Below are 10506 nucleotides of genomic sequence, written 5' to 3' on the forward strand. Positions count from 1 at the left end.
ATGGCCAACCATGCAGGTCGCGGATGGCTCGTCGGATTGACTCTATGGATGGTTGCTGCAACGTCAGGATGGGCCGAAGGGTATACCACCCTGGACAATGAAACAGCCATTCGTACCAGTCAGGCAGTACTGGGCAACAAACTGGATGCTTCCCTCGCCTTCAAGGATCAGGATGGACGTTCTGTCGCCCTGGGTGATTTTCTGGGCAAACCCCTGGTGATCAGTCTGGTCTTTTCCAGTTGCACCACATCCTGTACCGTGGCCACACGCTTTCTGTCCGATGTGATCGACAAGGCCCGCGACGCCTTGGGCAAGACCAGTTTCAATGTGGCAACCATCGGTTTTGATACCGCTCATGATACACCATCTGCCATGGCTGCGTTTGCCAGACGCCAGGATATCCGCTCCCCCGAGTGGAAATTTCTCAGTGCTGATGCCCATACTCTCGATCAATTGATCCGGCAACTCGGATTCGTTTATGTGCGTTCGACACGCGGCTTCGATCATGTCACCCAGGCCACCATCGTGGATGCCCAAGGAATCATCTATCGACAAGTCTATGGTGATGTCTTCGAAACCCCCCTGCTGATCGGCCCCCTCAAAGAGTTGATCCTGGGACGACCCGCTCCCCAGGAACCTTTTCTGCTCGAACTCGTGCGGCAGGTGCGCCTCTTTTGTACGGTCTATGATCCAAAACGGGATGTCTATAGATTCGACCCTTCCCTGTTTGTGGGCATGTTGATCGGTGGTACGATCATTCTGGGGTCATTTGTTCTGCTGATACGAGAGATGCGCCGCAGTCGTCGTCTGCGTGACAAACAGTAAAACGGAGATCCATTCTTGGCTGCCATCCACAAGCTGGGCAATTCGCTTTACGTAACCGTTGAGCAATGGTTCAACCGGGGCTTTGGCAACCGGTGGAACCCTTTCTACCACCTGGGTTCCCTGACATTTTTCTTTTTCTGGGTCGTTCTGGTCAGCGGACTTTATGTCTTTATACTGTTCGAAACCAGTGTGGGACGGGCCTATCTGTCGGTCGAATACATGACCCATGATCAATGGTGGCTGGGCGGCATCATGCGGTCGCTGCATCGGTATGCCTCGGATGCCGCCATCATCACCATATTTCTCCACATGTTCCGGGAATTTTTCCGGGACCGGTATCGGGATGTGCGCTGGTTTTCCTGGTTTACCGGCGTCCCGACCCTCTGGCTGGCCGTGATCCTGGGCATCACCGGCTACTGGCTGGTCTGGGACCAGATGGCCATGTACGTGGCCGTGGCCACTGCGGAATTGATTGACTGGCTGCCGGTGACGCTGGGATCAATGATTCTCAATTTTATCGGCAGCGAGGTATCGGACCGGTTTTTCACCCTCATGTCCTTCCTGCACCTTTTGGCATTTCCGGTCGGCATGGTATTCATGCTGTGGATTCACGTCAGTCGCATCAGCCAGGTGGAATTTTCCGCCCCTCTTGGTCTCTCCCTGGGCAGCCTGGGGGCATTGATCATTCTTTCCCTCATCAAGCCCGCCGTCAGCCATGGTCCGGCCAGCCAGGCCATTGCCCCAACCGAACTCCATCTGGACTGGTTCTACTTGAATATTTATCCATTCCTGGATCAATACGGCCCCGGCTGGGCCTGGGGCATCTCCCTGGGCACCACCCTGTTGCTCATTCTGCTCCCCTGGTTGCCGCCCAGAAAAGCCAAACCAGCCGCCATCGTCAACCTGGAAACCTGCAACGGTTGCGGTGGTTGCGCCCGTGATTGTCCATTCGGGGCAGCTTCCATGCAGCCGCGCAAAGATGGCAACAAGCAGTTTCTGCTGCAATCAACGGTGGATCCGGCCCTGTGTACCGCCTGCGGCATCTGTGTAGGGGCCTGCGGTGCCTCCAACCCCTACCGGCAAGCCAACTCGGATCTGCTGATCGGCATCCATCTGCCGGAGTTCACCGTGGATGAACTGCGCAACAAAACCAATGCCGCACTCGAAATCCTCGAAAAACAAGACGGTCGAATTCTCGTCTATGGCTGTGATCACGCCGCCGATCTGGATCTGTTGCGCAGCCCCGGCATCGAAGTCATCAGCCTTCCCTGTACCGGCATGCTCCCCCCTTCGTTCCTGGATTACGCCCTGAGTCAAGGGGCGGAAGGGGTTGTGGTGACCGGTTGCCGTTCGGGAGACTGCTATTATCGACTCGGCAACAAACTGGTCGAGGAACGTCTCGCCGGCAGTCGAGACCCCAAACTGTTCACCCGCACCGACCGCAGCCGCATCCTCGTCTCCTGGGCCGGCAAGGAGGATCACCTCACCCTCTCCAGAAATATTGCCCGGTTCCGCTCGGAAATGCTGGCGGAAAACGACCGTATTCCCTCCAGTCTGACCCTGGAGAAAGCATCATGAAACAAGTGGGTGCCTATCTATTCCAGGGAATTGCCTATGGCCTGTTCTGTCTGGTCATCTATTATTTTTCCACCAGTCCGGCCTATCACTACCTGCCACCAGGCCATGCCGAACTCCGGCTGGCCTTCAAACATACGGCAGAGTTGCGCGAACCCTGCCGGAAACGAACCCCGGAAGAGCTGCTGAAACTTCCCCCCAACATGCGCAAACCCATGTCCTGTTCCCGCGCCCGTTCCCCCATCCACATCGAACTGGCCATGGACGGAAAATTTCTGGCCCAATCCACTTTCCCCCCCCCCGGTTTGCACGATGATGGCTCCGCATTCGTCTACGCCAAGTTTCCGGTGCCAGCCGGCAACCATCTCCTGGAAGTCCGCATGGATGACAGCGTGGCCACCCCGGGATTTGAATTTCAAGTCAGCCAGCAACGCACCCTGACTCCCGGGCAGCTTCTGGTAATCGGCTTCGACGACACCACCCGGACATTCACCTTTCACTGAGCCGTTGATTGGTAGTCGGCTTCGACGACACCATCCGGACATTCACCTTTCACTGAGTTGTCGATACAGCACCACTCCCGTCAACCCCTGCCGCAGGTGGTGGCATATAACGCTCAATGATCTGAAAGGTGATCAGGGAAAACATCAGAATCAAGACGAAAAAAATGACCGAACGGTGTTGAAATCGGGCACCGCGTTGCCTCTCCAGCGCCTCCAGAATACGAGCTGTCAGAAGATAAAGAACAACACCCACCAGGACAAAAATAACGGATTGCATGGCTTCCTCCAGGATCATTTGAACGGAAAGCAGATACTCTACCTCCAATAAACGCAAAATAAAGCCCCTGTCGATTTCTGATACGTTTTGTTACAAATATTTTACAATTTTCTTTGCATTAATTTGATTTGGGTCAATTCCCATCTTGCATTGATGCCGTAGGATTGGAAACATTCGGAAACATCATCCCAATCAACTGGAGTCAAAAATGCCAAAAACCTCATTTTCCAAACGCGCTCTGCTGGGTATGGCTGGATTTTTTGCCCTGACCCTCCTTGCAGGAACCAGCATGGCAGCGGATGCACCCGCCGCCGCACCTGCCGCCGCAGCCCCTGCACCTCTGAACGAAAAAGATTTTGAAACCGCCAAACAGATATATTTCGAACGTTGTGCCGGCTGCCATGGCGTATTGCGCAAGGGTGCCACTGGCAAACCGCTGACCCCAGACTTGACCCAAAAACTGGGAACGGATTATCTGACAAATTTCATCACCTACGGTTCGCCGGGTGGCATGCCCAACTGGGGCGATACGTTGAGCAAGGAACAAATCGGGTTGCTGGCCAACTATCTACAACAGCAACCGCCACAACCGCCTGAATTCGGCATGAAAGAGATCAAGACCACCTGGAAGGTCCTGGTCGCACCCGAAAAACGCCCCACAAAGAAGATGAACAAAATTGACCTGGAAAATCTTTTCTCGGTCACTCTGCGCGACTCCGGCGAGGTTGCCCTCATTGATGGCAATACCAAAGAGATCATCAATATCGTCAAAACCGGCTATGCGGTCCACATTTCCCGGCTTTCCACCTCCGGTCGCTACCTCTACGTCATTGGTCGCGATGCCAAGATCAACCTGATCGACCTGTGGATGGAAAAACCGGACAACGTCGCCGAAATCAAGATCGGCATGGAAGCCCGGTCGGTCGAAACTTCCAAGTACAAGGGCTGGGAAGACAAGCTGGCCATCGGTGGTGCCTATTGGCCGCCCCATTTTGTCGTCATGAAGGGCGACACCCTGGAACCCATCAAGATCGTCTCGACCCGGGGTACCACGGTTGACACCCAGGAATACCATCCGGAACCCCGTGTGGCCGCCATCGTGGCTTCACACGAGCATCCCGACTTCATCATCAACGTCAAGGAAACCGGCAAGGTGCTGCTGGCTGACTACTCGGATCTGACCAACCTGAGCATCACCACAATTGACACGGCCCCCTTCCTCCACGACGGTGGCTGGGATGTGACCCATCGCTATTTCATGACTGCCGCCAACAAATCAAACAAAGTGGCGGTGATCGACTCCAAGGATCGTAAACTGGTTAAAATGATCGATGTGGGCGGTATTCCCCACCCGGGCCGTGGTGCCAACTTTGTCGATCCCAAATTCGGTCCGGTCTGGGCCACCAGCCACCTGGGTGACGACACCGTGGTCCTGATTGGTACCGACCCAGTCAAATTCCCCCAGAATGCCTGGAAAGTCGTCCGTACCCTGAAAGGCCAGGGCGGTGGCTCCCTGTTCATCAAAACCCATCCCAAATCCAAGAATCTCTGGGTAGATACCCCGTTGAACCCGGATGTAGACACATCCCAATCCATCGCGGTCTACAATCTGGACAACCTGGATAAACCATTCGAAGTGCTGCCCATCGCCAAAATGGCTGGTGAGCTGGGCGACGGAACCAAGCGCGTCGTGCAACCGGAATACAACAAGGATGGCAGTGAAGTGTGGTTCTCGGTCTGGAATGCCAAGGACAAAAAATCGGCCATCGTCGTGCTGGACGACAAAACCCGCAAAGTCAAAAAGGTCATCACCGATCCGCGCCTGATCACCCCAACCGGCAAGTTCAACGTTCTCAACACAATGCGCGACATCTATTGATTGCTGGAGTCTGGCAGCCAGTCGCTGCCGGAGTCTGGCAATCTGTCGCCAGAATGATGTTCAAGGCCGTGCCTTCCGTCCCCCCACAGGGCGACGGAAGGCACGACCTGCGCCCTGTGTGTCAACTTTGCAATTGTTTTTTCTGCACTTTGGACATAGCATGGAACGTCTGTTTCCCCGTCTGGCCAATAGATCGCAATCCGCGAGGAAAAGATTGTGAAAGGACGACTGTTTTTCAAAACAGGGGTCGTTGTGGCCATGGTGTTGCCGTGGCTCGTCATGCATGCCGAGGCTGCGGACCTTTCTTCTTCCCGTCGTGTCGATCTGGAAAATCTCCTGACACAGGATTGCGGTTCCTGTCATGGTCTGACCCTGAAAGGGGGTTTGGGGCCACCTTTGACCCCGGAAGCCGTATCAGACACGTCATTGGATGTGCTGATTGAGACCATCACCCATGGCCGTCCGCTCAATGCCATGCCTCCCTGGGGTCCACTGCTGGCACCCGCAGAGATTCGCTGGTTGGCCGAACGACTGAAACGTGGAGTATCCGCACCATGAAGCTGCACCGTGTCCTGCCGGAATCGATGCTGGCAGCAAGACCCCTGCCCGCAACAAGGTCGCTGCTGGCGGCAGGATTGTGGCTGTTGGGTGGCGTGACGCTTCTGTCGCTCCCGGGATGTGTCACACCACGAGGCACCGGCGATCTTGCCGTGGTGGTCGAACGGGCTGTCGGCAGTGTGCAGATTATTGAAACCACCCATAACACAATCCTCCAGCGCGTGACCGGCCTGGGGGATCTCTCCCACGCCGCCATGGTTTATTCCCGGGATGGACGTTATGCCTTCATCTTTGGCCGGGACGGCGGTTTGAGCAAAGTGGATCTGCTGAGCGGCCTGATCACCCAGCGGGTGATCCAATCCGGCAACAGCATCGGCGGTGCCATCTCCCAGGATGGGCGTCTGGTAGCCGTAGCCAATTATGAACCGGGTGGCATCAAGGTATTTTCGACCACCGATCTCTCCCCGGTCGCCGATATCCCGGCCATGGGTGCCAACGGCAAACTTTCCAAGGTTGTGGGCATTGCCGATGCTCCCGGGCAAAAATTTGTATTCAGCCTCTACGATGCCCATGAAATCTGGATTGCCGATCTGCAAACCCCGGACAAACCACTCTTGACCAAATATACCGACATTGGCCGCCAACCCTATGATGGTCTGATCACGGGCGATGGACGCTATTACATTGCCGGTCTGTTCGGTGAAGATGGTCTGGCCCTGCTCGACCTGTGGCACCCGGATAAAGGGGTCCGTCGCATCATGAGTGGTTACGGCCAGGAAAAGGATAAACCTAAACAACCCGTCTACAAAATGCCGCACCTGCGCGGCTGGGCCATGGCCTCGGGGATGGCATTCCTGCCGGCCATTGGTCAGCACGAAGTCCTGGTCGCCGATATCGGCCAGTGGCAGGAAAAAGCCAAAATACCCGTGCATGGACAGCCGGTGTTTGTCATGGCCCGCCCCGATGGCCGCCAAGTCTGGGTCAATTTTGCCCATCCCCACAATGACACCGTACAAATCATCGATGTGCCAACCCTGGCCGTCATCCATACCCTGCAACCCGGCAAGGGGGTGATGCATATGGAATTCACCCCGCGTGGCGAAGCGGTCTGGGTCTCCATACGTGACGAAAATCGCGTGGATCTTTACGACACCGCAACCTTCGTCCGCCTGAAATCATTGCCCATGGACAAGCCCAGTGGCATCTTCATGACGGCACGCGGCAATCGTATCGGCTTTTGATCACGGAACAGGTTGGAGAAATACCCGCCATGTCAATCGCCATGGACAGTGACCTGACCCCTCTGGATAAACGCCTTCTGGATGCATTTCAGCGGGATTTTCCCCTCTCCCCCGAGCCTTATGCCGTCATGGCCAACAGCCTGGGCGTCAGCGAAGAAGTCCTCCTGGAACGATTGCGCGCCCTGCAAGAACAGGGCGTAATCAGCCGTGTCGGCGTGGTGTTGCAACCCGGACGGGTTGGTGTCAGCACCCTGGCCGCCATGGCTGTCCCGCCGGAACGCCTGGAGTCCGTGGCCAGCCTGGTGAATACCTTTTCAGAAATCAATCACAACTATGCCCGTGAAGATACCCTGAATCTCTGGTTTGTCATCACCGCCATGTCCCAGCCCGATCTGGAAAACACCGTGCAAAGGATTGGTGCGGCAACCGGCCTGCCGGTATACTCCATGCCCATGGTCAACAATTTTCACGTGGATCTGGGCTTTCCACTCTCCAAGCAGGAATGGCATCCAAACCATGGAATTTCCCACCCTTGACGCACAACAACGCCGTTTGATCCAGGCCATTCAGGGTGGTTTTCCCATTGTTTCCCATCCCTATCGGGAAATTGGCCAAACCCTTGGGATCAGCGAAGAGGCCGTCATCGCCGGAGTGACCGAGCTGCAACGGTTGGGAATCATCAAACGCATGGGGATCGTGGTCCGCCATCACGAACTCGGTTACCAAGCCAATGCCATGGTGGTTTGGGATATCCCCGAGGCGGAACTCCCCGGGCTGGCCAACAAGATTTGCGCCTACCCCTTTGTCCATCTCTGTTATCAACGGCAACGGGTCATTCCAGAATGGCCCTACAATCTCTATTGCATGATCCATGGTCGCCAACGCCATGAGGTCCTGGAGCAGGTTGGACACCTGATGACAGAGTGTGGTCTGCGGCCCTACCCACACAAAATTCTTTTCAGCAATCGACGTTTCAAACAACGTGGTGCCCGATATCTGCCCCAATCCCAGGCAGCCGCCGTCACAGGAACCTGACCCGCATGGCCACGCTCTTTTCCCTTGCACCGGGCACTTCCGGTATCTCCCAATCTCAAGCAATCACCGCAACAGGAACCTGATCCGCATGTCCACGGCCTCCCCCCTTGCGCAAGCGAGTTCCAACACCTGGTCACCCCTGGAACAAGCCATCATCAATCACCTGCAAGATGATTTTCCCCTCCAGGATGCCCCTTTTGCCCAAGTTGCAGCCCGGTTGCATACCCGGGAAACCGAGCTGCTGCGCTGTCTGGAGAACATGTTGCAGCAGAAGATGATTTCCCGTTTCGGTCCCCTGTACAATGTCGAACGTCTGGGAGGGGCGGTAACCCTGGCCGCCATGAGCATTCCGGAAACAGTGTTTGGCACGGTGGCTGAACAGGTCAATGCCTTTCCAGAGGTGGCGCACAATTATCACCGGCAACACACCCTGAACATGTGGTTTGTCCTGGCCACCGAATCCCGGGATGCCCAGGCCCGTATCCTGGAAGCCATCACGGCTCGGACCGGTTTTCCGGTCCTGAATTTTCCCAAAGAGGCGGAGTTTCATATTGGTTTTCGGGTGGCCATGGATGAAAAAGGGATCCAGACGGCCCGGGAAAAACCCACCCGGCGCGGTCAGGATGGCAAAAAATACGCTCCCTATGTGGCCGCAGATACGGATCGCCCCATTGTCATGGCAACCCAGGAAGGTTTGCCCCTGCACCCCGAGCCTTATCAGGTGGTGGCAAATCGGATTGGCTTGACGGCAAAAGAAGTCATGGAACGCCTGCAAGCCATGCGGGAAGCGGGTGTGATCCGCCGTTTGGGGATCATTCCCAATCATTATGGTCTCGGCTTGCAGGCCAATGGCATGACCGTCTGGGATGTGCCGGATGAACGCATGGCCGAACTGGGGAGCCAGGTCGGTGCCCTGGATTTTGTCACCCACTGTTACCAACGCCCCCGCAACCTGCCGCAATGGCCCTATAATTTATTCGCCATGGTCCACGGACGCACCATGGCCGAGGTTTACGAAAAAAAAGCCCGGATTGCCACCCTGCTGGGACCCGCACAACGGGCGCATGATATTCTGTTCAGCACCCGCATTTTGAAAAAAAACGGGTTGCGCCTGACCCCGGAGTCGCCGACATGCTGAGAATCACCCAGATTCTTCGCCAATTGGACGCCACCCATCCGCAGACACCCGGCATGACCGGAACAATCCGGACCACAACACATCCCCCAAAAAAAATACCGGAAATCCATCCATCCGGTACGGCAGAAAAAATCCATGCCGCCTCGCCACCGGGACCGGTGATTGTCTGGAACCTTACCCGGCGCTGCAACCTGAACTGCCTGCACTGCTACTCCTCCTCTTCTGACCGGGATTTCAGTGGTGAACTGACGACCCAAGAGGCGATGGACCTGCTGACCGACCTGCAACAATGCCGGGTGCCCGCCCTGATTTTATCGGGCGGCGAACCCTTGCTGCGCCATGACTTGTTTGATCTGGTCCGCATGGCCAAGTCCCTCGGATTTTATCTGGGTCTCTCCACGAATGGCACACTGCTGTCACCCGCCGTGGCCGAGCGTCTGGCGCAAGCCGGTTTCAACTATGTCGGCATCAGCCTGGACGGTTTGCGGGAACAGAATGATCACATGCGCGGCGATGCCGGGGCTTTTGACCGGGCATTGGCCGGCTTGCGGGCCTGTCGGGAGCAGGGGGTCAAGGCGGGGTTGCGCTTCACCCTGACCGAGGCCAATGCCGCAGATTTTTCTGCCCTCCTCGACCTGGCGACCCGGGAAGGGGTGGAGCGCATCTATCTTTCCCATCTGAACCATGCCGGGCGCGGCCAGGCCAATCTACAAATGGCCCCCACTCCGGCGACCACGCGCACCATCATGACCCACATTTTTCAAACCGCCCTGGCGGATCTGCAACAGGGATCACTGCGGGAGTTCGTCAGCGGTAACAACGATGCCGATGGACCTTTTTTGCTCGACTGGATCCGGGCACACCTGCCCGCCAAGGAAGCTGCGGCCCAAACCATTCTACAACGTTGGGGGGGCAATGCTTCCGGTGTCGGTATTGCCAACATTGACAACCGGGGCAACGTTCATCCGGATATTTTCTGGTGGAACCACTCCCTGGGCAATGTCCGCACCACCCCTTTTTCCCGGATATGGTCTGACGCCAACCCGGATCCTTTGTTGCGGGGATTAAGGCAGAAACCACGGCCTCTGGAGGGGCGTTGTGGCCAATGTCACTATTTGACTATTTGTGGTGGCAACACTCGGGTGCGGGCTTTTCAGGCAACCGGCAATCCCTGGGCGGCGGATCCGGGGTGTTATCTGGCGGACAACGAAATTGGTGTGCAGGAGAAAAAATAATGAATATCCAATTTAAAAATAAACAAAAAAAACAAATGAAAGACTGGGATGGGGGTCCAGGGGGAAGGGCTGCGCCCTTCCCCCTGGTGGGGTCCGGGGCGAAGCCCCGAAAAAGATGCTCACACACCCTCCCATGGCTCGGCGTATTCCTGCTGATGTCATCCACCATACCCAATACAGCCGTATCGGACACCAGCTCCAATACGACCAACAAGACCAACACAACCAACAACACGGCCC

The 10506-nt window shown here is 56.2% G+C and carries 11 protein-coding genes; 10 read left to right on the top strand and 1 reads right to left on the bottom strand.

The window, feature by feature from the left end; translation table 11 throughout:
* From HQL65_00265 to HQL65_00275, 3 genes are read left to right on the top strand one after another with little or no spacing between them, the layout of a single operon-like run.
* Entirely contained in the window at positions 1 to 825 is an 825-nt protein-coding gene (locus HQL65_00265; protein MBF0134651.1) for an SCO family protein, read from the top strand.
* Between the two features lie 15 nt (positions 826 to 840).
* Positions 841 to 2403 carry a hydrogenase iron-sulfur subunit gene (locus HQL65_00270; protein ID MBF0134652.1) on the top strand — a complete coding sequence of 521 codons (1563 nt, stop codon included), beginning with the start codon at positions 841 to 843 and terminating at the stop codon, positions 2401 to 2403.
* Entirely contained in the window at positions 2400 to 2903 is a 504-nt protein-coding gene (locus HQL65_00275) for a hypothetical protein (GenBank protein ID MBF0134653.1), read from the top strand. Before HQL65_00270 ends, HQL65_00275 begins: the two co-directional genes overlap by 4 nt.
* 49 nt (positions 2904 to 2952) lie before the next feature.
* Here the strand turns inward: HQL65_00275 and HQL65_00280 are convergent, their stop codons facing one another.
* The gene (locus tag HQL65_00280) at positions 2953 to 3180 is read right to left on the bottom strand and encodes a hypothetical protein (protein ID MBF0134654.1); all 228 of its coding nucleotides are present in this window, start codon (positions 3178 to 3180) and stop codon (positions 2953 to 2955) included.
* 208 nt (positions 3181 to 3388) lie between these two features.
* Between HQL65_00280 and HQL65_00285 the strand changes: the two genes are divergently transcribed.
* From HQL65_00285 to nirJ, 7 genes are all read left to right on the top strand, one after another.
* Positions 3389 to 5059: a c-type cytochrome gene (locus tag HQL65_00285; GenBank protein ID MBF0134655.1), complete on the top strand. Its 1671-nt coding sequence runs from the start codon at positions 3389 to 3391 to the stop codon at positions 5057 to 5059.
* A 258-nt stretch (positions 5060 to 5317) separates the two neighbouring features.
* The gene (locus tag HQL65_00290; GenBank protein MBF0134656.1) at positions 5318 to 5617 is read left to right on the top strand and encodes a cytochrome c; all 300 of its coding nucleotides are present in this window, start codon (positions 5318 to 5320) and stop codon (positions 5615 to 5617) included.
* Positions 5618 to 5643: 26 nt separating this feature from the next.
* A complete protein-coding gene (locus HQL65_00295) occupies positions 5644 to 6858 on the top strand; it encodes a protein nirF (GenBank protein ID MBF0134657.1) in 1215 nt (404 codons plus the stop codon).
* Between the two features lie 41 nt (positions 6859 to 6899).
* A complete protein-coding gene (locus HQL65_00300; protein MBF0134658.1) occupies positions 6900 to 7394 on the top strand; it encodes an AsnC family transcriptional regulator in 495 nt (164 codons plus the stop codon).
* On the top strand, positions 7375 to 7893 hold the full coding sequence (locus HQL65_00305) for an AsnC family protein (GenBank protein MBF0134659.1): 519 nt from the start codon (positions 7375 to 7377) through the stop codon (positions 7891 to 7893). The genes HQL65_00300 and HQL65_00305 overlap by 20 nt, the downstream gene beginning before the upstream one ends.
* A gap of 88 nt (positions 7894 to 7981) precedes the next feature.
* Positions 7982 to 9031: an Lrp/AsnC family transcriptional regulator gene (locus tag HQL65_00310; GenBank protein ID MBF0134660.1), complete on the top strand. Its 1050-nt coding sequence runs from the start codon at positions 7982 to 7984 to the stop codon at positions 9029 to 9031.
* Positions 9025 to 10266, top strand: coding sequence for a heme d1 biosynthesis radical SAM protein NirJ (gene nirJ / locus HQL65_00315; GenBank protein ID MBF0134661.1), 1242 nt, complete (start codon positions 9025 to 9027; stop codon positions 10264 to 10266). The genes HQL65_00310 and nirJ overlap by 7 nt, the downstream gene beginning before the upstream one ends.
* The last annotated feature ends 240 nt before the right edge of the window (positions 10267 to 10506 follow it).

The sequence above is a fragment of the Magnetococcales bacterium genome (genome assembly GCA_015228935.1).
Lineage (GTDB): Bacteria > Pseudomonadota > Magnetococcia > Magnetococcales > DC0425bin3 > HA3dbin3.